At 69.0% G+C, this 22,119-nt stretch carries 23 protein-coding genes; 2 read left to right on the top strand and 21 right to left on the bottom strand.

Features of this window, described 5'->3' with window-relative positions; all coding sequences use genetic code 11:
- Positions 1-2 precede the first annotated feature (2 nt).
- From LC039_RS23520 to LC039_RS23490, 7 genes are all read right to left on the bottom strand, one after another.
- Positions 3-554, bottom strand: coding sequence for a PQQ-dependent catabolism-associated CXXCW motif protein (locus LC039_RS23520; RefSeq protein ID WP_226628764.1), 552 nt, complete (start codon positions 552-554; stop codon positions 3-5).
- The gene (locus tag LC039_RS23515) at positions 554-1,396 is read right to left on the bottom strand and encodes a substrate-binding domain-containing protein (RefSeq protein ID WP_226628762.1); all 843 of its coding nucleotides are present in this window, start codon (positions 1,394-1,396) and stop codon (positions 554-556) included. The genes LC039_RS23520 and LC039_RS23515 overlap by 1 nt, the downstream gene beginning before the upstream one ends.
- Positions 1,380-1,901 carry a c-type cytochrome, methanol metabolism-related gene (locus LC039_RS23510; protein WP_226628761.1) on the bottom strand — a complete coding sequence of 174 codons (522 nt, stop codon included), beginning with the start codon at positions 1,899-1,901 and terminating at the stop codon, positions 1,380-1,382. The genes LC039_RS23515 and LC039_RS23510 overlap by 17 nt, the downstream gene beginning before the upstream one ends.
- Positions 1,902-2,018: 117 nt before the next feature.
- Positions 2,019-3,821, bottom strand: a complete 1,803-nt coding sequence (locus LC039_RS23505) for a methanol/ethanol family PQQ-dependent dehydrogenase (RefSeq protein WP_226628760.1) — start codon at positions 3,819-3,821, stop codon at positions 2,019-2,021.
- A gap of 139 nt (positions 3,822-3,960) precedes the next feature.
- Positions 3,961-4,353: a c-type cytochrome gene (locus LC039_RS23500; RefSeq protein ID WP_226628759.1), complete on the bottom strand. Its 393-nt coding sequence runs from the start codon at positions 4,351-4,353 to the stop codon at positions 3,961-3,963.
- 28 nt (positions 4,354-4,381) lie between these two features.
- Positions 4,382-5,206, bottom strand: a complete 825-nt coding sequence (gene fghA, locus LC039_RS23495) for an S-formylglutathione hydrolase (protein ID WP_226628758.1) — start codon at positions 5,204-5,206, stop codon at positions 4,382-4,384.
- Between the two features lie 2 nt (positions 5,207-5,208).
- Positions 5,209-6,336 (bottom strand): S-(hydroxymethyl)glutathione dehydrogenase/class III alcohol dehydrogenase, encoded by a 1,128-nt coding sequence (locus tag LC039_RS23490; protein ID WP_226628757.1) that lies wholly within the window; start codon positions 6,334-6,336, stop codon positions 5,209-5,211.
- Positions 6,337-6,521: 185 nt separating this feature from the next.
- Between LC039_RS23490 and LC039_RS23485 the strand changes: the two genes are divergently transcribed.
- A complete protein-coding gene (locus LC039_RS23485) occupies positions 6,522-7,154 on the top strand; it encodes a hypothetical protein (protein ID WP_226628756.1) in 633 nt (210 codons plus the stop codon).
- A gap of 145 nt (positions 7,155-7,299) precedes the next feature.
- Here LC039_RS23485 and LC039_RS23480 read toward each other — a convergent pair whose 3' ends face one another.
- Entirely contained in the window at positions 7,300-8,337 is a 1,038-nt protein-coding gene (locus LC039_RS23480) for a quinoprotein relay system zinc metallohydrolase 2 (RefSeq protein WP_226628754.1), read from the bottom strand.
- A 164-nt stretch (positions 8,338-8,501) separates the two neighbouring features.
- Between LC039_RS23480 and LC039_RS23475 the strand changes: the two genes are divergently transcribed.
- Entirely contained in the window at positions 8,502-9,350 is an 849-nt protein-coding gene (locus LC039_RS23475) for a quinoprotein dehydrogenase-associated SoxYZ-like carrier (protein ID WP_226628753.1), read from the top strand.
- 38 nt (positions 9,351-9,388) lie between these two features.
- On the opposite strand, the gene LC039_RS23470 is transcribed toward LC039_RS23475, so the two are convergent.
- The 13 genes from LC039_RS23470 to LC039_RS23410 form a co-directional block, all read right to left on the bottom strand.
- Positions 9,389-9,904, bottom strand: coding sequence for an RES family NAD+ phosphorylase (locus LC039_RS23470; RefSeq protein ID WP_226628752.1), 516 nt, complete (start codon positions 9,902-9,904; stop codon positions 9,389-9,391).
- A complete protein-coding gene (locus LC039_RS23465) occupies positions 9,904-10,254 on the bottom strand; it encodes an antitoxin Xre/MbcA/ParS toxin-binding domain-containing protein (RefSeq protein ID WP_108970510.1) in 351 nt (116 codons plus the stop codon). The genes LC039_RS23470 and LC039_RS23465 overlap by 1 nt, the downstream gene beginning before the upstream one ends.
- Before the next feature lie 101 nt (positions 10,255-10,355).
- Positions 10,356-10,709: a hypothetical protein gene (locus LC039_RS23460; protein WP_226628751.1), complete on the bottom strand. Its 354-nt coding sequence runs from the start codon at positions 10,707-10,709 to the stop codon at positions 10,356-10,358.
- Positions 10,706-11,377 carry a hypothetical protein gene (locus LC039_RS23455; RefSeq protein ID WP_226628750.1) on the bottom strand — a complete coding sequence of 224 codons (672 nt, stop codon included), beginning with the start codon at positions 11,375-11,377 and terminating at the stop codon, positions 10,706-10,708. The genes LC039_RS23460 and LC039_RS23455 overlap by 4 nt, the downstream gene beginning before the upstream one ends.
- A gap of 262 nt (positions 11,378-11,639) precedes the next feature.
- Complete coding sequence (locus LC039_RS23450; RefSeq protein WP_226628749.1) at positions 11,640-13,865, bottom strand: PAS-domain containing protein; 2,226 nt, start codon at positions 13,863-13,865, stop codon at positions 11,640-11,642.
- A complete protein-coding gene (locus LC039_RS23445) occupies positions 13,862-15,019 on the bottom strand; it encodes an FIST N-terminal domain-containing protein (RefSeq protein ID WP_226628748.1) in 1,158 nt (385 codons plus the stop codon). Before LC039_RS23445 ends, LC039_RS23450 begins: the two co-directional genes overlap by 4 nt.
- A gap of 5 nt (positions 15,020-15,024) precedes the next feature.
- Positions 15,025-15,750, bottom strand: coding sequence for a LuxR C-terminal-related transcriptional regulator (locus tag LC039_RS23440; protein WP_226628747.1), 726 nt, complete (start codon positions 15,748-15,750; stop codon positions 15,025-15,027).
- A 146-nt stretch (positions 15,751-15,896) separates the two neighbouring features.
- Positions 15,897-16,523, bottom strand: a complete 627-nt coding sequence (gene gfa, locus LC039_RS23435) for an S-(hydroxymethyl)glutathione synthase (RefSeq protein WP_226628745.1) — start codon at positions 16,521-16,523, stop codon at positions 15,897-15,899.
- A gap of 169 nt (positions 16,524-16,692) precedes the next feature.
- On the bottom strand, positions 16,693-17,334 hold the full coding sequence (locus LC039_RS23430; protein WP_226628743.1) for a hypothetical protein: 642 nt from the start codon (positions 17,332-17,334) through the stop codon (positions 16,693-16,695).
- A 222-nt stretch (positions 17,335-17,556) separates the two neighbouring features.
- On the bottom strand, positions 17,557-18,696 hold the full coding sequence (gene repC, locus LC039_RS23425; RefSeq protein WP_226628742.1) for a plasmid replication protein RepC: 1,140 nt from the start codon (positions 18,694-18,696) through the stop codon (positions 17,557-17,559).
- Between the two features lie 180 nt (positions 18,697-18,876).
- Positions 18,877-19,845: a plasmid partitioning protein RepB gene (gene repB, locus LC039_RS23420; protein ID WP_226628740.1), complete on the bottom strand. Its 969-nt coding sequence runs from the start codon at positions 19,843-19,845 to the stop codon at positions 18,877-18,879.
- Complete coding sequence (gene repA / locus LC039_RS23415) at positions 19,845-21,032, bottom strand: plasmid partitioning protein RepA (protein ID WP_264179652.1); 1,188 nt, start codon at positions 21,030-21,032, stop codon at positions 19,845-19,847. The genes repB and repA overlap by 1 nt, the downstream gene beginning before the upstream one ends.
- Before the next feature lie 408 nt (positions 21,033-21,440).
- Entirely contained in the window at positions 21,441-22,118 is a 678-nt protein-coding gene (locus LC039_RS23410; protein WP_226628737.1) for a response regulator transcription factor, read from the bottom strand.
- Between the last annotated feature and the right edge of the window lies 1 nt (position 22,119).

Genomic DNA, 22,119 nt, shown 5'->3' with positions numbered 1-22,119 from the left:
GATCACTGCCGCGGCAAGACCCTCTCGAGCGGGTAGCCCGCCGCGGCCCACCCGTCTGTCCCCACGGGCAGCCAGGAGACGGAGGCGTAGCCGTAGCTCAACGCCCGCTTTGCCGCGTTCCAGCTCATCCAGCAGTCGGCGAGGCAGAAGAAGACCAGCGGCTGCGCAAGATCGCCGCCGCTTGCCGCCGCGAGCCCCTCCCGCAGATAGGACTCCTCCGGCGCGCCGAGCGCGCCGTAGCCGGTATTGGGAAGCCAGATCGCCCCGGGAATGCTGTCGCGCGGTGCGTCGCGCCAGACCGTGCCCTCGGGCAAGCTTTCAGGCTTCGGCGGGCGCGGCAGCACGTCGATGAAAGCCGCCTCCCCAGCCTGCCACAGCGCATGGGCCTCCTCGACATCCACCACCGTGCCGCCCGCCAGAGAGTCCGGCACCGGCGCGCGGTAGTCCTGCATCCGGTAGCCCTCGGGCTCCGGCACCTGCGCAAGCGCCGGATCGAAAAAGGCCAGCGCCGGCACGACCGCCAGCGCCAGCCAAAGCCGTCTCACCGGCGGCATTACTGCCCCACGTCGAGCGCCCGCGCGCCCATGTCGTCGAGCAGCGGCACCCCGGCCTCGGTCAGCAGCGCGTCGATCTCGTCCTGATTGCGGCGGATCAGCGAGTTGAGCTGGCGCTGCCAGACCTTCTCGCCCTGCCGCACACCCATGGTGATGCGGTAGAACAGCTTCGGCGCCCCGGCCTCGTGGATCAGCGGCGTCACCTTCAGCCCCGGATGGTCGCGCTTGACCAGCGGGCCGCCGATCGGCCCCCACAGCACGGCGGCGTCGATCTCGCCCGCGGCGAGGTCGTCGAGCATGTCGCTGGCCGGGCTCTCGACCCGCCGGTCGACGACCAGCGCATAGGGCCGCGCCTTGCCGATCAGCCCGTGCCGCGCCATGTGGGTGGCGGGCGGCGATCCGGCGATCACCCCCAGCGTCCGCCCCTGCAGCGCCGGGTCCGACAATTCGGTCACCCCCGCCAGGGGGCCGTCCTCGGGCACCACCAGCGCGTAGGCCGAGGTCATGTAGTGATTGGTGTTCAGCACCAGCTCGTGCCCCTGCGCATAGCCCATCACCACATCGCATTTCCCGGCCTTCAGCGTCTGGCGGATGAAGCCCGTCGCCATGGGAAACCAGGTGTAGCGCACCGGCCGCTCCAGCTTGGCGCCGATCAGCTCGGCCAGCGCGTTCTCGTAGCCCGACCCGTCCTGCATCGACATCGGGTCGGCGGCGGGATCGGCGCAGACCCGCAGCGCGGACGTCGACACGAGATCCGAGGTCTGCGCCGACCCCGCCCCGCCGCTGCAGGCCAGCAGAAGGGCCAGCCCCGCGGCGCGCACGGGCTCAGCCCATGCAGGCATCTTCCATCTCGGTGAAGGTCTCACTCTTGGGCTCCTTCTTCGCCGGGCGGCCGCGCTCGATCGCGCCCGAGCCATGCGCCTTGAGGTAGGTGTAGATGTCGTCGAGGTAGCACATCACGTTGGGGTTGGTGCCGAAGGCGGGCATCACCGAGTTCTCGGCGGCACCGACCTTCTTGCGGCCGTTCACCACCACGTCGACGAAGTCGTAATAGTCCATCTCGACGGCGGAATTCTTCAGCGCCGGGGCGTAGGTCGACCCTTCGCCGTCCGGCCCGTGGCAGACGTGGCACTCGGCGTGGTAGCGGCGGAAGCCCGAGAAGGTCGGCCAGTCGACGGTGCCATCGTCGGCAACGTTGAACGTGGGGATGCCGTCCTCGGTGTAATAGCGGCCGCCTTCCTCGTAATCCACCGCGATGTTCGGGTCCTCCATCGAGACGTTCGCGGCGCTCAGCGCGCTCGCGGCGAAGAGGCCGGCGGCGGTCAGGAGGGTTAGCTTTCGGGTCATGTCATAGGAATCCTGGGCAAGAGGGGGGAGACCTCGGCGAGAGGTCTTGTCCATGAAGTGTCGGGAGACATGCGCCGGCGGGAGGTCTCTCCCGCCGGCACCTCGGGTCGCTGCGGCTCAGTCCGGGAGCGCGAAGACCGTCAGCTGTCCCCCGAGCGCGGTGTAGTCGGACAGGGCCGAGTAGCCGCCCACGGCACCGAGGCCGTCGTTCGGGTTGGTCAGACCGGCGGCGAGACCGATGCCGGCCCAGCCCCCGACACCCGACAGGATGCCGACGTACTGCTTGCCGTCATGCTCGTAGGTCATCACGTTGCCGATGATCCCCGAGGGGGTCTTGAAGCGGTAGAGCTCGTCGCCGGTCTCGGCATCCACCGCCTTAAGGTAGCCCTCGAGCGTGCCGTAGAAGACGATGTCCCCCGCCGTGGCCAAAGCCCCCGACCAGACCGAGAACTGCTCGGGCAGCGACCACTTGATCTCGCCGTTGATATTGTCCCAGGCGATGAAGTTGCCCATGCCGCCATGGCTGTCGGGCGCCGGGTACATGGCAAGCGTCGCCCCGACGTAGGGCTGGCCCGCGGTGTAGCTCACCCGGAACGGCTCGTAGTCCATGCAGACGTGGTTGGTCGGCACGTAGAAGAGTTCCGTCTTGGGCGAGTAGGACGCCGGCTGCTGGTCCTTGGTGCCGAGCGCCGCCGGGCAGATGCCGGTCGAGTTCACGTCCTCGCCGTTCTGTTCGGTGGAATACTCGGCCACCACCGCCGGACGCCCGTAGGTCTCGGACTCGGGGTCCATGTCGACGCCGGTGGTCCAGTTCACCGCCGGGTCGTACTTCTCGGCCAGCAGCAGCTCGCCGCTGATCCGGTCCATGGTGTAGGCCAGACCGTTGCGGTCGAAGTGGGTGAGCAGCTTGCGCGCCTCGCCGTCCATCTCCTGGTCGGTGAGGATCATCTCGTTGACGCCGTCGTAGTCCCACTCGTCGTGCGGCGTCATCTGGTAGACCCACTTGGCCATGCCGTCGTCGGGATCCCGCGCCATGATGGTCATCGACCAGCGGTTGTCGCCCGGGCGCTGCGCCGGGTTCCAGGTCGAGGGGTTGCCGGTGCCGTAGTAGATCAGGTCGGCCTCGGGGTCATAGGAATACCAGCCCCAGGTGGTGCCGCCGCCGATCATCCACTGATCGCCTTCCCAGGTGTTGGTGCCCGAGTCCGCGCCCACCGGCTCGCCGAGATGGGTGGTGGTTTCCGGATCCATCAGGATGTCGCTGTCCGGCCCCATGGAATAGGCGCGCCACTCCTGCTCGCCGGTCTCCATGTTGTAGGCGGTGACATGGCCGCGCACGCCGAACTCGCCGCCCGAGATGCCGACGATCACCTTGTCCTTCACCGGCAGCACCGTGGCGGTGTTGGTCTCGCCCTTGGCCGCGTCACCGTTCATCGCCTCCCAGAGCACCTCGCCGGTCTCGGCAGAGAGCGCCACGACCTTGGTGTCGGCCTGGTGCAGGAAGATCTTGCCGTCGGCATAGGCGACGCCGCGGTTGACCGTGTCGCAGCACATCACCGGGATCACGTCGGGATCCTGCTTGGGCTCGTAGCGCCACTTGATCTTGCCCTGCTCCTTGAGATCGAGCGCGTAGACGATGTTGGGGAACGGCGTGTGCACGAACATCGTGTCCCCGACCACCAGCGGCGAGCCCTCGTGGCCGCGCAGCACCCCGGTCGAGAAGGTCCAGGCGACCTGCAGGTCGCCGACGTTCTCCTTGTTGATCTTGTCCAGCTCGGAATAGCGCTGGTTGGCATAGTCGCCGGTCTGGATCGCCCATTGGCTCGGGTTGTCCATCTGCGACATCAGGTCGTCATTCGCCATCGCCATGGATGCGGCGCAAAGCAGCGCTCCGGACGATAGAAGAAGCCGTCTCTTCATTTTCCTTCTCCCTTGGATTGTACGGCGTCTCCGCCGCGTGGTCCCGTCCCGGTCGCCTTTCGCAATCTTCACGAACCGTGTCGGGGTCCGGCCGCGGCGCTCCTTCTCCTCCCGCCGCCGCCGGAAATCTGAAACTCGGTCAGGAGCCGCCGTCGCCGAACGTCGCGAGGTAGGCGATCACGTCGGCCCGCTCCTCTTCCTTGCGCAGACCGGCAAAGGACATCTTGGTGCCCTTGGCGAAGTCGCGCGGCTTCTCGAGGAAGGCCGACAGCTCCTCGGGCGTCCATGTCCCGTCGGCGGCGGCCAGCTCCTGCAGCGCGTCGGAATAATCGAAGTCCTCGACCGCGGCGATCTCGCGCCCGACGACACCGGTCAGCACCGGGCCGACGCGGTTCTCGGCGTCCTCGCCGACCATGTGGCAGGCCTGGCACTTGCGAAACACCTTCTCGCCCTTCGCCGCGTCCCCCTCGGCGAGGGCCATGCCCGCCGAAAGCGCCAGGATCAGTCCGGCGGTGAGCGTTCCTTGATACATACCTTGTCTCCTCCTGCTGGGCCCGCGCTCATGCAAGCCGGGCTGCGTGCCAGGCGACATGGTCGCCGGCAAACGAATTCACGAAAAAATACGAATGGTCGTAGCCGGGCTGCATCCGCAGCACCCCCGGCTGACGCCGCCGGGTCATCGCCGAGGCCAGCGCCTCGGGCTGCAGCAGCTCGAGGAACTGGTCGGAGGCGCCCTGATCGACGAGGATGTCCTCCTTCCAGCCGCGCTCCTCCATCAGCAGCGTCGAGTCGTGCGCCGCCCAGCAGCCCTCGTCGTCGCCGAGATAGGCCGAGAGCTGCTTCCGCCCCCAGTCCGAGCGGGTCGGATGCGCGATCGGCGCAAAGGCCGAGAGGCTGTCGTAGAGATGCGGGTTGCGCATCGCCAGGGTCAGCGCCCCGTGCCCACCCATGGAATGGCCGGTGATGCCGTGGCGCTCGCCGATGCCCTCCATGCCCGCGACGAGCCCGCGCAGCTCGTCGGTGATGTAGTCGTACATGCGGTAATGCGGCTTCCACGGGTCGCGCTTGGCGTTGACGTAGAAGCCCGCGCCCTGCCCCAGGTCGTAAGCGTCGTCGTCGGCCACCTCCGGCCCGCGCGGGCTGGTGTCGGGAAACACCAGCGCCAGCCCGTGCAGCGCCGCATGCTCCTGAAAGCCGCCCTTGGTCATCGCGTTCTCATGCGTGCAGGTCAGCCCCGAGAGATACCACAGCACCGGCACCGGCCCTTCCTGCGCCTGCGGCGGCAGGTAGACCGCGAAGGTCATCTCGCAGCCACAGGCGTCCGAGCCGTGCCGGTAGACGGTCTGGCTGCCGTCGAAGCTGCGGTTTTGCGCCACCACCTCCATGCTCAGTATTCCACAACCGCGCGGATCGACTTGCCCTCGTGCATGAGGTCAAAGCCGTGGTTGATCTCGTCGAGGGTCAGCTTGTGGGTGATCATCGGGTCGATCTCGATCTTGCCGTCCATGTACCACTCGACGAACTTCGGCACGTCGGTGCGGCCCTTGGCGCCGCCGAACGCCGTGCCCTTCCAGACCCGGCCGGTGACCAGCTGGAACGGGCGGGTGCTGATCTCGGCCCCGGCCGGCGCCACGCCGATGATCACCGACACGCCCCAACCGCGGTGCGAGCATTCCAGCGCATCGCGCATCACCTTCACGTTGCCCGTCGCGTCGAAGGAGTAGTCCACGCCGCCGATCTGGTCCGCCCCGCGCTTGGTCAGATCGACGATGGCCTGCACCGTGCTGTCGACCTTCGAGGGGTTCACGAAGTGGGTCATGCCGAACTTCTTGGCCATCTCGGCCTTGTCATCGTTCAGATCGACCCCGATGATCATGTCGGCGCCGGCCATGCGCAGGCCCTGGATCACGTTGAGGCCGATGCCGCCCAGCCCGAAGACCGCCGCCGTCGAGCCGATCTCGACCCCCGCCGTGTTGATCACCGCGCCGATGCCCGTCGTCACACCGCAGCCGATGTAGCAGATCTTGTCGAAGGGCGCGTCATCGCGCACCTTGGCGAGCGCGATCTCCGGCATCACCGTGTGGTTGGCGAAGGTCGAGCAGCCCATGTAGTGGTAGATCGGCGTGCCATCGAGCATCTTGAAGCGCGTGGTCCCGTCGGGCATCAGACCCTGCCCCTGGGTGCCCCGGATCGCGGTGCAGAGATTGGTCTTGCCCGACAGGCACGAGGGGCACTCGCGGCACTCCGGCGTGTAGAGCGGGATCACGTGGTCGCCCGGCTTCAGCGTGGTCACCCCCTCGCCAACTTCCAGCACCACGCCCGCGCCTTCATGGCCGAGGATGCAGGGGAAGAGCCCCTCGGGGTCCGCGCCGGAGCGGGTGAACTCGTCGGTGTGGCACAGGCCCGTGGCCTTGACCTCGATCAGAACCTCGCCGGCCTTCGGGCCGTCCAGTTCGACTTCCATGATCTCGAGCGGTTTGCCGGCCTCGAGCGCGACGGCTGCACGGGTTCGCATGCAGTCTCCCTCCTGAATGAGATTTCGTGTTCCGACGCTCTGCGGCGGGTTGAGGCGAGTATGGGTGCGCCATCGCATACCGCTCAATACAGCCAATGGTGGGTATTCCCCGGACGCCCCCGAAAGCGCAGCCTGCTTCCCAGGGGGCGCGGGCCGGCGCACCGCGCGGAGGACGGAGAAAGACCATGACAAAACACGCTTTTCTGGCCGCAGCGGCGGCCCTGGCGCTTGCTGCTGCGCCCGCGCTCGCCGCGGATTTCTCCGACCCGACCTGGCCCTGCGTGCAGCGCAAGGTCGAGACCCTCTCGCCCGGGCTGATGTGGCCCGAGCCCCTGCCAGACGCGGCGCAGACGGGCGAGACCGGCACCGCCGCGGAGCAGCTCGCCGAGCTGCTCTCGCTGCGCCGTGTCGACCTCGAGACCGCCCGCGCCGAAGTCGCCGCCTTCACCGAGGCCGAGGGCGATGCCATGCCGCTTCTGGCCGCGGTCTTCTCGGGGGTCTTCGACCGGCTTTCGCACCGCCGCACCCGGATCATCGACGGCATCGGGAAATTTTCCCTCGGCCAGATCGAGCTGTCCGAGAAGATCGACGCCGCCCGCGCCGAGATGGACGCGCAGATGGCCCTGGACGCCCCCGATTACGACCGGGTCGACGCGCTGGAAGAGCAGATCGACTGGGATCAGCGCATCTTCACCGACCGGCAGAACTCGATCCGCTATCTCTGCGAGACGCCGCAACTGCTGGAACAGCGGCTCTACGCCATCGCCCAGATGCTGCACGCGGCGGGCAAAGCCGAGACCCCGGCGGACGGCGGCTGACCCCGCCCCCGCCCCCGCACCCAGAACCCAGCCGAGGCCTCCGGCGGGCGTATCTGCAAAGAGACGACGCCGCGGGTCCGCTCTTCTTCTCTTTCCAAATACGCAGCCGTCCACCCCGCACCGCGCCGGCCGCGGAGCGCCGCGCTCACTCCCACTCCAGCTCGGTGAAGGCCACGGTGGCATTGCGCGCGTTGAAGACGTCGAAGAGCTGCCACTGCGCGCGCTCCCGGGCGGCGATATGGGTGACCGCTTCCGACAGCCGCTCGCCCGCTGCCACCGCCGCCGCCGCCTCCCGCGCCAGCACGCCCAGGTAACGCCGCACCGGCGCCGCGCCTTCCGGCCAGTCCAGCACCGCTCCGCCCGACACTGACCCGCCCGACACCGGTCCACCGTGGCCGGGCACGACGCGGGTCGCCGGAATCTGCTCCAGCTCTCCGAGCACCCGCTGCCAGCCGCGCAGGCTGCCATCGAGCGGCGGGATGTGCTCCGCGACCACAAGGTCCCCGGCAAAGAGCGTGCCGGTCGCCCTGTCCAGCACCGTCAGGTCGGTGCCGCTGTGCGCCTGCGGCCAGGCGCGCAGGTCCAGCACCCGCCCGCCGAGGTCCAGCCTCGCCCGCTCCGCCACCTCCAGGTCAATCCCGGGCACTTCGGTGCCGAGAAACCCCTCCGCCCCGATCAGCGCCTCGAACCTTTGAAGGTAGGTTTCCCGCCGCCGCGCCAGCGCCTGCGGCAGCCCGGCGTGGGCGACGATCTCCGCCCCCGCGAAGACCGAGGCGCCCAGCACGTGGTCCGGGTGCACATGGGTCAGCACCAGATGGGTCACCGGCAGGTCGCTGCGGGCGCGGATCGCCCGCCAGAGCGCCTCGCCCATCCAGGCTGCCGACCCGCTGTCGATCACCGCCACCGCCGCCGCGCCGATGACGAAGCCGAGGTTGGCCGTGTCGCCGCGGTTCTCCCCATCCGGCTCGGCCACCGCGCCGCGGTGCACGAAGACACCGGGGGCCACCTCGGTCACCGCCAGCGCCTCCCCGGCAGTACGGCACTCGGCGCCCGCCACGGGATGCGCCTCCAGCGCGGCCTCGCAGCCTGCAAGCGACGCCGCCTCATAGCCCGGCACCAGCGCGGCGCGGCAGGGCGGCGCCCCGGCCAGCCCCGCGCAGAGCATCACGATCGCCTCGAACATGCCGCCTCCTCCGTCACGTCTCCTGTCGCCTCCCAGCTTGCCGCGCCCGAGCCTCGCGCCGAGGCGCGGCGCGATCCATACCGACCATGCGCTCGGTGGCCCCCTGCCCGGCCCGGCCCTAAACTGCGGCTGACCCAGTCCGGACCCGGTCAAGGAGCCACCCCATGCCGCGCCAGTTCCCGAGACGACCCCTGACCGCCCTGCTTGCCGCCGCGCTGGCCCTGCCTGCGCACCTCGCCCTGCCCGTGCAGGCCGCCGACACTGCGGGCACGCCGCTGCAGGAGAGCCCGACCTGGCAGGCGCTGCGCCCCGATATCACCGGCGACGCCGCCATCGCCCCCGCCGAGGGCCTGTTCACCGTCGAGGCCCCCTACCGCGCCGAGGATGCCGCCACCGTGCCGCTGCACATCGTGCAGACCGACCCCGCAGGGACCATCGAGACGGCCACGGTGGTGATCGACGAGAACCCCTCGCCGGTTGCCGGCAGCTTCACCTTCGGCCCCGCCATGGCGCCGCTCGATTTCGAGCTGCGGCTGCGGGTGAACGCCTATTCCAACGTCCGGGTCATCGCCGGGACGCCGCAGGGCCTGCGCATGGACGGGCGTTTCGTGAAGGCCTCGGGCGGCTGCTCGGCCCCAGCCAGCAAGGCGGGGGACGCGGCGCTGGCGGATATGGGGCGGATGAAGCTGCGGCTCTTCGGCCCGGCAGAGGACAGCCCGCCGCAACAGTCCACCGCCCGGCGCGAGGCGCAGATCCAGATTCGCCACCCGAACTTCTCGGGGCTGCAGCGCGACCAGATCACCCAGCTTTTCATCCCCGCGCATTTCATCGACCATCTCGAGGTCTGGCAGGGGCAGGAGCTGCTCTTCGCCATGGACGGCGGCATCTCGATCTCGGAAAACCCCGCCTTCCGCTTCACCTACGCCGACAACGGCACGCCCGCGCTGACCGTGAAAGCGACCGACACCGAGGGGAACCGCTTCGAGACCGAGCTGCCGAAGGCGGGCGGCTGACCCCCTATTCCCTTGACCCCCTGCCCCGCTGCCCCGGCTCAGGACGGCGGCGCGGGCGGGTGGCGCAGGCGGTTTTCGTCGTCGATCAGGCGCAGCCGGTGCGGCAGATCCTCCCCCCATTGCCAGAGCACGAGGTTGCGCGCCGTCGCCCGCGCGCCGGGCGCGAAGCTCGGCACGCGCATGCCGCAATGGCCCAGGGCCAGCACCCGCTCGGCCAGGTCCTGCGTCGGTGCGCTGCCCTGCATGGCCTGCCGCGCCGCCCAGTCGGGCAGCGCCAGATCCTCGGGGCGCGCGCCGATCTGCGCCAGCGCCACGGCGTCGCAGGCATCGAAGAGCGGCTCGAGATCGGCCTCCACCGCCACCAGCGTCACCGGCGCGAACTGCCCAGCCTGCTGCACCTCGTTCAGCGCTGTCTCGACACTGTCGGCAAGGTAGAGCGCCGCCCGGCCCGGGCGGTTGAAGCGCCCGCCGAAACGCGCCGCGCCCTCGCCCGACAGCGGCCGGTAGGCCCAGTAGGGCGAGAGCGCGCGGTAGAGCGTGCCTTGAAAGTGCATCAGGCGGGAATGCCGGCGTCGAGCCTGTCGAGGTAGAGGTGCACCCAGTCGGCGTGACCGTCGCGCACCAGCTGCATCGCCGTCGCCTCGCCGAAGCCCGAGAGCGGCGCCGAGCGGTACCAGGCATAGGCCAGCAGGTCCGAGCCGAAGCGCGGCGCGACGCGGTTGACGATCTCGACCATCTCGCGCAGGCGTTTCTGGGTGCGCGGGTTGCCCACCCGGTTCGCCCGGGTCAGCGCATCGCGCCCGAGCCCGGCGGTCTGGGCGATCTCGTCCACCGTGGTGCGCAGGCTCTGCGCCATCAGCCGCGGGGCAAAGAGCCCGTCATCCGAAACACCGCGAAGATCCATTCCTGCCATCCATTGTGACGTGATATGCGTCAATATGGGTGGCGGCGCGGCAGAGGTCAAGCCGTGCAGTCAGAAGAGGCGGTCACGGTAGCAAGAGGCCGTCAGAAGAAGCAGACCACCTCGGCCTCGGCCTGCGCCCGGCGCAGCTCGGCGACGATGCCATCGGCCAGCGCCGAGCTCTTGAAGACCGCCATGCGCTCGCCGCCGGTGAGCCGGAGCGACAGCACCGTCTCGGCCTCGACGTATTTGTCATAGGGCAGGATGGCGGCGATCTCGTCGATCGAGCAGGCGCATTTGCGCAGGCTCTCGCGGCTCTGCCCGTTCGAGGCCATGCAGCCGAAGACATAGTCGGCCCGCGCCTCGGTCGGGTAGTCGTTGAGCCGCTCGGCCACCCCCTGCGCCGAGAGCGCCGCGGGGAGGCAGAGCGCCAGACCCAGGACCGGCCCGCGGATCATTGCGCCGCCACCGCGTCGAAGCGCAGCTCCGACAGGTAGCCCGCGTCCGCGCCCTCGGCATCCGGCGCCTCGGCGACGAGGCTGAGGTACCAGCCCGGCACCGCCTCGGACATGGTGACGCGCAGCTCGAGATCGCCAAAGCCCTGCATCCGCGCGCGGTTCGGATCCTCGGCGAAGGGCCGAAGGGTGACCGTGCGGGTCGCGATGGTCTCGCCGCGATAGAGCGTCTCGCCGCTCTCGATCTGCGCCGGGCGCACCAGCGCGTCCTTGACGCGGTTGCGGATGTAGAAGGGCGAGCCGCCGGCGGTCTCGGCCATGTCGCGGATCACCGTCTCGTAGAAATACATGATCATCGGGTTGCCGACGCTGGCCGGGAAGCTGCCGAGATTGCGGTGCTTGCCGTCTTGCAGGAACTGCAGGTTGGCGATGCGCGCCTCGGGCGTCTGCTCGAACGACAGGGCGATCTCGCCGCTGGCCCGCTCCGCCGCCTCGGGCAGGGCCCGGTTCTGCACGGCGCGGGTATACTGCAGCACCGCCTCCGGGGCGACGCTGTCGAGCGTGCCCTCCTTGAACAGCAGCGCGTAGGTCTGCTCCGCCTCGGTGGTGGCCGCGGCTGCGGGCAGCGCGAGCGCCCCCAGCACGGCGATCAGGGCCAGTTTCCTGCGCATGGCGCGTCTCCTCCCGCGTGGTCTCCCAATGCGCAGCCTACCCCCCCTGCCCCGCCTGTCATTGCCGACTTTTGTCGGTACCCGCCCAGTGCCGGCAGAGCGCCGCGCACCGCCTCGGGCGGGCGCACCAACGGCACTCATGCGCGCCTTATGCAGAAAGCCCCGACGACGGCGGAGCCACCCACGGCATGCCAAAAGCGCCTTCGCGGGGAGAGGGAGCGCGCGGCCCGCCGTGTGCCGGGCCAGGGCGCGTCCCCGGCCCCTACCCCTCCGGCGACTGCCAGCGCACCTTCCACTCGATCAGCGAGCGCAGCCGGGCGAGCTGCACCGGCTTGGTCAGCACCGAGAAGCCCTGCGCCGCGCCCTTCTTCAGCAGCCCGTTGCCGCGGTTGGCGGTGATCATGATCGCCGGCACCTGCGCGCCGCAGGCGCGGCGGATCTCGGCGATCGCCACGTCGCCGGTCTCGTCCCCGTCGAGCTGGTAGTCGGCGAGGATGATGTCCGGCGGCATGCCCATGTCGCGCACGTGCCCCAGCGCCTCCGAGATGGTCCGCGCCGCCAACACGCTCGCCCCCCATTGCTCGAGCTTCTGCGAGAAGGCGAAGAGCACGTCCGGGTCGTTCTCCACCAGCAGCACGATGTGGTCCATGTCGTAGGCCACCGCCGGGGCGCGCTCGCAGCCCTCCTCGGGCTCTGCGCGACGGCCCGCGACCACCTCCATCTCGATGCTGAACACCGAGCCCGCGCCGGGCTTGGAGCGCACCCGCACCTGGTGGCCGAGCTGGCGGCAGGTGCGGTCGACAATCGACAGCCCCAGCCCGACGCCCGAGCCGAGCGGCACGTTGTCGGCGCGGGCGAACTCCTCGAAGATGCGCTTCTGGTCCTTGCGCGAGATGCCGATGCCGGTGTCCCAGACCTGCAGCTCGATGCGCCCGCCGCGGCGGCGGCAGCCGACCAGCACCCGGCCGCCCTCGGGGGTGTATTGCAGCGCGTTGACCACGAGGTTCTGGATCGAGCGCAGCAGGTAGACCGGGTCGGAGCGTACGAAGACCATGCTCGGCACCACGTCGAGCCGCACGCCGCGGCGCTGCGCCACCGGCACCTGGTCCTCCCAGACGCTGCGCATCAGCGTGCCGAGGCAGAGCTCGGAGGGGGTCAGCGCCTTGTCGGCGCTCTCCAGCCGCGAGATGTCGAGCAGCGAGTGCAGCAGCTGCTCGATCGAGCTGAACGATCCCTCCAGCCGCTCCACCGTCGGCGCAAAGCGCGTGTCCGCCGCGGCGTCGAGCAACGTCGCGATGAGCAGCTTGGCGGCGTTGATCGGCTGCAGCAGGTCGTGGCTGGCGGCGGCGAGGAAGCGGGTCTTCGACGAGACCGCCGCCTCGGCCCGCTCCTTGGCCAGCCGCAGCTCCTCTTCGACCCGGGCCTTCTCCTCGAACTGCAGGCGCAGCTGCGCGTTGGCGCGGGTCAGCTCGGCGGTGCGCTCGATCACCCGGTTCTCCAGCATCACCGTGGCGCGGGTCTCCAGCGTCACGTCCTTCAGCTCCAGCAGCACGCCGCCATCGGGCAGCCGGTGCGCGTGCAGGTCCAGCATCCGCCCCGAGGCATGGCGCAGCCGCCGCCGCAGCCGCCCCTGCCGCTCGAGCCGGTCGAGCCAATGGGCGATGTCGTGCTCGGCGGCCTCGGTGATCAGCCCGTGCTGCGCGACGTAGTCGAGCATCCGCGCCAGCTCGACGCCCTTCTGCAGGATCGTGTAGGGCAGCCCGAGCAGCTGGCGGAACTGCTGGTTGTACATCATCACCTCGCCCTCGGGCGAGAAGGTGCAGACCCCGGAGGTCATGTTCTCGAAGACCGCCTGCAGGTAATCCGCCTGGCGGTCGATCAGGCTCTCCTTCTCGGAGCGGTTGCGGCGCACGATGGCGGTCATCTCGGTGAGCAGCAGCACGAGGTTCTCGTCGCTCGTGCGCTGCAGGTTGATCTGGTACCAGCGATCGCCGGTCAGCTCGATCACCAGCGAGACCACCGAGGCCCCTGCCCTGCCCCGCCGCGCCTGCGCCAGCGCCGCGTCGAAGCTGCCCTCGACCGTCACCAGATGCGCGCTCGCGGCCATTGCCGCGAGGCAGGCGCCGATCTCCAGCCCCGGCCGCAGCCGCTCGGAGATGTCCGGCAGCAGCCGCTGGAAGTTGTCGTTGCAGACCTCGAGCTGGCCGCCGGTGAACAGCGCCACCCCGCCGTCGAGCGCCGCCAGCGCATCGGCGAGGTTCTTGCGCATCCGCTCGCTGTCGTGCCGGGCGTGGCGCAGCGCGTCGGCGGTGCGTTCGAGATCGCGGGTCTTGGCCCAGACCTGCGCCTGTAGCGCGATGGCCGACTGGAAGGCGCCGTAGGCGGTGCCGCCGACCTCGTGCTGACGGTTGGCACGGCGCATCAGCGCAGCGATGATCTTTGTCTGCCGGGCGACCTGGCTCTCCAGCGGCTCCTCGGGGTCGATCATGCGAAGTCGCGCCTCCCGGGCTCGAAGAAGGCGACGCCGACGAAGGTCTGGTTCACGTGCACACCGCAATGCTGCTCGCCGTAGGTGTTGAAGCCGAGCACCCGGCGGCGCCGGAAGATCTCGCTCACAGCCGGGGCCAGCTGCTTCTGCTCGATCTCCAGCTTGCGCAGCACGCAGTCGAAGCCGAGCACGAAATCCGGCGGCCCCTCCTGCGGGCCGGTGACGTCCAGTTCATGTTCGAGCGTCTCGAGGATCTCCTTGCCCCGTCCCAGCGTCAGGATCAGCCCGTCGTCGATCGCGCCGAGAAAGGACAGCGCGTGCGAGCTCGGCGCGCCATGCACCGCCCGCACGTGGTAGTTCATGTTCTGCCGCACCAACATCGGGTTCTCGGCGAAGACCTGCGGCGAGAGCCGCTCCACCGGCACGCCGACGATGCGCGCGTATTCCAGCGCCGCCGGGGCGCCGTTGATCTCGAAGACCAGCCGCTCCTCGGGCAGCGCGTGGGTCACCACCATCTGCTCGTCGGTGGGCAGGAAATGGTCGAAGCCGAGGCCGCGGAACTCGAGGTCCGTTTCAACCAGAAGGAGAACAGCCGCATTGCTCTGGAACCGCCCCTCGTGCAGCACGAAGGTTTCCTCGAAGGCCAGGTTGTCCCCCGCCGAGCCGCCGAAGACCGGTACCTCGCCGAGCGCCGCCTCGAGCGTGGCGACCAGCATCTCCTCCTGCTTTGCCAGCCCGTCGGCAAAGATCAATGCCAGCCGGTTCCAGCCGGCGGTGCGGCGGAAGCGCACCGCGTGGCTGCGCACCTCCGAGGCGATGGATTTCATCAGCAGCGGCTTCAGCGGAGAGATCAGCATCGAGGCGCAGCGGAAGTGCTCGCGCGGGAAGGCCAGCAGCAGCAATGCCCCGGTCTCGTAGCCCTCGGGGGTGATCGTGCCGGCGGTGGTGCAGCCGAAGACCGGCACCCCGCCCGCCCCGCTCTCGAGCGCCCGCGCCACGCCGTCCAGGTCCAGCCCCTCGGGCAGGAAGGCGAGGATGAAGCAGGTGTCCGACAGGTCGAGCGCCGCCAGCGCCTCGCTGACGGCGGCGGCGGCCTCGGTCTTGTAGGAGACCGCGATGCGGACGAAACGGGGCAGCAGGCGGTCTGGCGCCATCCGGGTCAGCGGCTCAGGAAGGCCTGGGCATCGGCATCCGCGGCGCCGATGGTCGTGGCGGGCTGCGAGCTTTCCACCAGAACCGCCGCCTGCGTCCGGTTCTGCACCCCGAGCCGCCGCAGCAGCGCGGTGATATGCGCCTTCACCGTGGCCTCGGCCAGGTCGAGCTCATAGGCGATCTGCTTGTTCGGCTTGCCGGCGCAGATCAGCTTCATGATCCGTTTCTGCTGCGGCGTCAGCTCGGCCAACTTGGGATGCATCGCCTCGAAGGGCAGTTCCTCCGCCTCGTTCACCGTCTCGCCAAGGTAGCCCGCGTGCACGTAGCGGCGGCCCGCGGCGATCTCGGTCAGCGCCTCGCGCAGCAGCGGCGCCGGGGCGTCCTTGGGCAGGAAGCCCGCGGCCCCCTCCTGCATCAGCGCCTGCACCACCTGCGCCGAGGTCAGCGAGGAGATCACCAGCACCGGCACTTCGGGCAGCGCCTCGTGCAGGCGCTGGAAGCCGGAGATGCCGCAGACGTCCGGCAGTTTCAGATCGAACATCACGAGGTCGGGCTGCAGCCCCTGCCCCAGAAGTTCCAGCGCCGCGCCGAGCGTCTGCGCCTTGCACGGCTGACACTCGGGAAACACCATCCGCAACGCGGCGTCCAGCGCGTCGCTGTAGAGCGGGTGATCATCGACGATCAGGACAGACCCGATCGTGCCCGATGCTTCCGCATCCTGCATGTCTTTCATTGAACTCTCCTCCCACGGGGAGGTTAACGCATGAATTTTTACTCGCGCAATGGTGTTGTTCCGCAACGGCAGGCAACGCGCGCCTCCGCGCCGAAGCGCTGCGGGGCGCGCGCGGCCAGTTATCGGGCCAGTTATCGGGACAGCCGTCAGGCAAGCGCGCCGTTCTGCTTGGCCACATGGGTCGCGATGGCATCCATCAGCGGCGGCGACAGGCAGTCGTAGGGCTCCAGCCCCAGCTCTTCCAGCCGGCCGCGGATGTCATCCATGCGCGCCGGATCGACCCCCGACTCGATGACCGACGACACGAAGGCGGCGAATTCCGCCGGCGACCAGCCGTCGTCGGACGACAATTCGGTGTGCACGAAGTCGAGCCCGTAGAACGGGTGGCCCGCGTTCTCGATCCGGCCGTACATATGCACGCCGCAGCCCTTGCAGGCGTGGCGTTGGATCGCCGCCGAGGCGTCCACCACCTCGAGCTTGTCGGCGTTGTCCAGAACCTCGAGCTGGTCGCGCGCGACCACGGCGACCTGGCTGAACACCGCGCCGTCGGGCTTCCAGCACTTGGTGCAGCCGCAGACGTGGTTGTGGGCGGTCTGCGCCCCGACGCGAACAACGACCGGATCGCTCGCGCATTTGCAGCTGAGCGTGCCACCGGCGAAGCCGGGCTGCGCCGCGCCGACACCGGCGTCGACCTGCGGATGAATCTTCACATGGCTGAACCGGACCTCGGTCGGGCTCTCGTCCCCGCCGAACAGTTTGTCGAGAATTCCCATTTCCTCTTGCTCCTCCCATGCGCGCCCGCCTCCCTGCGGACCCGTGGCGCAAGGGTGCGGCCATGTCGGGATGCTGGCAACGCAGCCATTCGTATCGGCTCGGCGCGTCTCCGCCGGAGGCGGAGCGTATGTTGTCAGCCGTTCCATTGTCAGCCGGACGACCCGCGGCTCAGCGCAGCGCCTGGCCGAGATAGGGCGCGGCCTGTTCCGGCGGCAGGTTGGCATCCAGCGCCACCAGCCCGCAGTCCGGATGCGCCTCGGCACCCTCGCCATCGGTGACATGCAGCAGCCGCAGAAGATAGGCGCCGGCCAACGTCTCGACATGCGCCGCGAGCCCCGCGCCGGGCGCCTCGAAGGCCGAGGCGATGACCAGCGCGGCCCCGGGCAGCGACAGCCCGTCGAGCGCGCGAAGCGCGGGCATCAGCGGCGGGTCGTCGAAACACCCGGTCAGCGCCATGGCCTCGGCCATCTCATGCGCGCGCACCAGCCCCGCGATGATCTCCTGCATGCCGGCCTCGCCCTGCGCCGGCGGCACCAGCACCGGCGCGCTGGCCCCGAGCGCCAGCAGCGCGACCCAGCCGCCATCCAGCGCCACGCGCCAGCCGATCAGCGCCAGCGCCTCGGCCGCCGCGACCGAGCGGAAGGCCCGCAGCTGCCCGCTGAGCATCGACGGTCGGAAGTCCGCCACCAGCACCGCGCCGGGCCGGCCCCAGGTCGGCACAGGCTGGAAATGCTCCCGCGCCGTCTCGCGCAGCGCTTCGAGCTCGGAGGCTCGGAGGCTGGCGCCGGGAACGTGCAGGGAGGGGGTCATCGGAAGATCCTTGGTCTGGGTCTCGATCCGGGCCTTGCTCGGCGCCAGTCTGGGCGTGGGAAACATCATCGAAGGGCGCGCGGTCCGCTGCGGTTGGAAGGTCCGCCCAATCTACCCGAAGCGGGCCGGGCGCCGGAACACAGCCCATGGTCGCAGCCAATTCAGGGCCCCGCGAGGTTTTCAGAAGGCCGAAATTACAACCCTCTGAAAACACGCGGATTTTCAAATTGTCAGCTGACAATTTCCCGGATCGGCCCGGCGGGACAGCGCCGAGAGCATGGAATTGACCGAAAAACTGCCCTGCTTGGCGCGCTGTGTCAGCCGTCGCAGGTAGGCCCCGGGCTTGCGGATGTCGGCATGCCGTTCGAGCAGGCAGAGAAGCGTGGCCGCGGCGCGTTCCGGTCCCATGATCCGCTGCGCCTCGTGCAGCACTGGCGGTTCCACCCCCATCATAGGCGCAAGCCTGTGCGAGATCGCCACCAGCTCGTGCCAACCCTTCGGCGCATCGGGGAAGAAGGCGCGATACTCCCGGCAGGTCTCTGCGATCCTCGGCAGGGTCAGATCGCTGTCCTTCTCTGCAGGTCCGGAGCTGTCCACCGGCGCATCGCTCGCAGGCTGGGTGCTTACAGAGTCAGAATAGAATCTATCTGACTCCTGTATGTGCCGCTCATTCTGGCTGTTGCTGGCGCTCACTTGGGGGGAGTCAGCAGCGCTCGGAGCGGTGATCTCGGTGGTGGCTTCGACGGGAAGTGCGGCCTCGAGACGGCTGACAATCTCCGCCAGAACGTCTTCCGGGCATTTCCGGCGCAGCAGCAGGCGGGCGGCCTCGAGCAGTTCCTCGGGCGCGCCGGTGTCCAGGAGCCGCTGCCGGAGCATGCCGAGGCGGGCGCGCAGCACGGCGATGCGTTCGCGGCGCAGGGTGGCCTCGGTAACCGCCTGGTCGAGCGCATCGGCGGCCCGGGCGAGGGGGGAGAGATCGAAGCCGAAGGCCACGCCGATCTGCGCCCCGGCGCGGCGCGCGAAGCGCTTGCCGTTGGCGCTGTCGTGACGGCGGACAAACCCGCTGCGGACCAGCGCCGCCAGGTGCCGGCGCAGCGTGCTCTCGGGCATTCCCGAGAGCCGCTCGGAGAGCGCGCGGTTGGAGGGAAAGACGATGGCCGCGCCGGGCTCGGCGGGCAACTCGCGCTCCGGCCAGAAGCTGAGCAGCGCTTTCAGCACCGACAGCGGGCGGTGGCCGAGACCGAAGTCCTCGGCGGCAATCGTCAGATCGCGCAGCAGCGCCCACTTGTCATGGGAGCCGACCTGCGCCGTCAGGCAAGCCGATACCGGCCGCCCGACAGGGTGTCGGGACGTGTCCTGCATGCAAATTTTCACGAAAGACAACAAAATTCCTGCCCCACACCGTGATGCGGAGTTGACAGGGACCGGTGCTGGCGGCTAACTCAAATTGCTACTTTCGAGAAGGGCCTTCCGGGATCCGTCCTGGGGGGCTTTTCTTTTTGTCGCCTGTCCTCTCGTGCCTCCGTTCCTGTTTAACTGCTCTCAGCCTTCCGACCGGGTGCTTTGCCAGCGGTCGTGAAGTTCGTTGATGATCTCTTCCGCCTGCGAGTCGAGCCAGCGGTCGAAGCCGTCCGAAGTGCGCGAGGGCACCGTCAGAGTCAATCCACGCGATGTGCTCCGCACCTCTGCCAGGGCGGTGCCGTCGGGGGAGCGCAGGCTGCGCGGCCGCGGGGCAGGGGCCTTGGGTGCGCTCGCCTTGCGCTGGGTCGCGGCATAGACCGCCTCGAAGCGGGCGTCGGAATCCAGCGCCTCGAAATCCGGGTGCCGCATGGCGTCCTCGGCACGCGCGCTGGCGGCCTCGTCCTGCAGCGCCTTGGCCAGCGCCATCCAGCGGTCGCGCCCGATGCCCGGGGCCGAGCCGATGCGGCGCAGGAAGGGCAGGGCAAAGGCCGTGCCCACCTTCAGCATCCGGCTCACCATCGGCAGGTCGATCGACAGCGCCGCGGCGATTGTCTGCCGGTCATAGCCCGAATCCTGAAGCTGCGCGGCAAAGCTCGCCTTTTCCACGAAGCTCAGGTCCTGGCGCGAGGTGTTTTCCTGCCCCTGCGCCATGACCAGCGCGTGGTCGTCGAGCTGACGGACCATCGCCTTGACCTTCATCCCCAGCTCGCGCAGCGCACCGAGGCGGCGGCGGCCGTAGACGATCTCGAAGCGGCCATTGGTCTGCGGATGCGGGCGCAGCAGCACCGGCACCTGCTGACCGTAGGTCTGCAGGCTTTCCTTGAGCTGGTCCTGCGCCGCGGGATCGAGCCCGAGACGGTCCTCGAAGCCGGCGTCGTCGATGAGATCGGCGTCGATCTCCTGAACGGCGTTTTCCTGCAGCTTCGACAGCGAGCTCTGCAGCGCGCCGACCGCGCCGCGCGGCATCATCCGCGATTCCGCGGGGTTCGGCTTGCGCTCGCCGCCGCCGAGCGTCGAGATACGTGGTTCCAGGATTCCCTTGCGTGCCATCAGCGTCCCCATGCTTTCTGTAGGAGCGACTCGACCTCATCATTGACCTGATTCAGTGAATCCACCGCGCGGTCGTAGGTGTTGCGGTGGAACTGCGAGCGATCGACCTCGTAGAGCGTCTGGGTCGTCAGCCCCGCGTCCGAGATGGCGGTGGATTTCAGCATCGCCGCAACCATCACCTCCTCGCCGAAGAGCTGGCGCAGGAAGGCCACCACCTGCTGCTGCGGGCCGTCGTTGGGCTCGTAGCGGTTGATCAGGAAGCGCAGGAAGTCGAACTCCATGCTCGCCCCCGCGTTCGACACCACGTCGAGCAGATCGGCACTCATCTGCAGGAATTGCGCCATCGAGGCGATATCCAGCATGTTCGGCACGATGGTGATCAGCACGCCGGTCGAGGCGCAGAGCGCCGACATGGTCAGGTAGCCGAGCTGCGGCGGACAATCGAAGATGATCACGTCGTAATCGGCTTCGACTTCCTGCAGCGCCGCGGCCATGCGCGCGAAGAACGGCGGCTGCATGTTGGCCATCAGCGCCTGCGGCGTCTCGTGCTCGAATTCCTGCAGGATCAGCCCGGCCGGGGCCAGGTCGATGCCGGTGAAATAGGTCTTCTGGATGATCTCGGACATCGGCACCGGATCGTCGTAGCGGATCGCGTCGTAGATCGTGCCGGAATGCAGGAAATCATACTCCGGGCGGTAGCCGAAGAGCGTGGTCAGCGAGGCCTGCGGGTCGATGTCGACCGCCAGCACCCGGTAACCCTTGAGCGCCAGGCGCTGCGCGGTGTGGATCGAGCTGGTGGTCTTGCCCGAGCCGCCCTTGAAGTTGAGGAAGGACAGCACCTGCACCTTGTCGCCCTCGCGGCGGCCGCGCAGGTAGGTGCCGCGGGTCTTCGCGGTGTTGTCGAGGATCTTGCGGATTTCCTGCAGATCTTCCCCGGAATAGTGTCGTCTTCCGCCCGGCGTGGTATGCACTTCGGGCACGCGGTTCTCGAAGTGCAGCTTGCGCAGGAAACTGGGGGAAATGCCAAGCAGCTCCGCGGCTTCCCCGGCGGAGAAGCGACGAAGTTCCTTGCGTGCATCCGGCGCGAAGACCTTCAGCATATGATCATCCAGCGCCGCGCTGATCGCTTCGGCGTTTTCCCGCACACGGGCGTTGATATGAATCGGATCCGCCACTGCTGCCCTCATTTTCGGTAACGCTGTTTTCCGCCAGCGCTTTTATTACCGTTTCTTTATGCAAGAGAGAGCGGACTTGTCCACAGATTCCTTCGCCATGGCGGCGGGGAAGCGGCCTCCACATTTAGCGACTCATCACGATTGGATCACAAGTGTCATCATAAGAGGCTGAAAATCCTTGAAGATCCACCATCGAAGCCCATGGGATCCCGCATGTGCAGAAATTCCCGGCAAATACCGCTCTCAAGCGGCACGCCGCGCGACCCGCGGGCGACTCGGCGGCCGCTGCGCCGTTGGCCGACTCGCGGCGACTCGCTCTCCAAGAGGCTCTAATCTGGCAGAAAAGACTCTGTTGCGGCCCGTTTTGCGGCGACCCGGCGGCAGGGCGAGCCGCTCGGGTGGGCGCGGCTCGGCACGGGCTCAAAGCGTCGGCGGGACGCCGTCGAGATAGAAGCCCCTTTGCCGGAGGGTGACGATCTCGAAGCCGAAATCGGTGCCCGGCTTCAGCTTCTTGCGCAGGTAGCCGATGTAGACGTCGACGACGTTCTCCGAGCGCGACTCCCCGGCCCAGAGCCGGTCGAAGATCTCGCCGCGCGACAGCGGGGTTCCGGCATGGGCAGCGAGCAGCGCCAGCAGGGCGAACTCGCGGTCGGTGAGCTGCAGGCGGCGCGTCGGGGTGCTGAGGCTGTGATCCGCGGCAGACAGGCGGGCGGGCGCCGGGCGCATCGCGGCGGCGCGGTGCTGCTGGACCTGCAGCCGCGCGACCAGCTCGTCGAAGGCGAAGGGTTTGACCACGTAGTCATCGGCCCCGGCGGCGAGCCCGGCGGCGCGCTGCTCGACCTCCGACAGCGCCGAGAGCATGAGGATGGGAAGCTGCGCCCCGGCGGCGCGGGCGCGGCGCACCAGCGCGATGCCGCTGTCGGCGCCGAGCATCACGTCCACCACCGCCGCGTGGAAGCGCTGCGAGGTGAGCTGGCCGAAGGCGAGGTCGGCGCGGTTGCAGGTCTCGACCGCGTAGCCGTGCAGCGCCAGCCCGCGCGCGAGGGCGGAGCAGATCTCGGGGTCGTCATCGACGACGAGGAGGCGGGCCTCTTGCATG

Origin of the sequence: Alloyangia pacifica, from assembly GCF_020524285.1 — a bacterium.
In the GTDB taxonomy this organism is placed as follows: domain Bacteria; phylum Pseudomonadota; class Alphaproteobacteria; order Rhodobacterales; family Rhodobacteraceae; genus Salipiger; species Salipiger pacificus_B.
The sequence above is the reverse complement of the archived record's forward strand: the minus strand, read 5'-3'. Positions and strand labels throughout refer to the sequence as shown.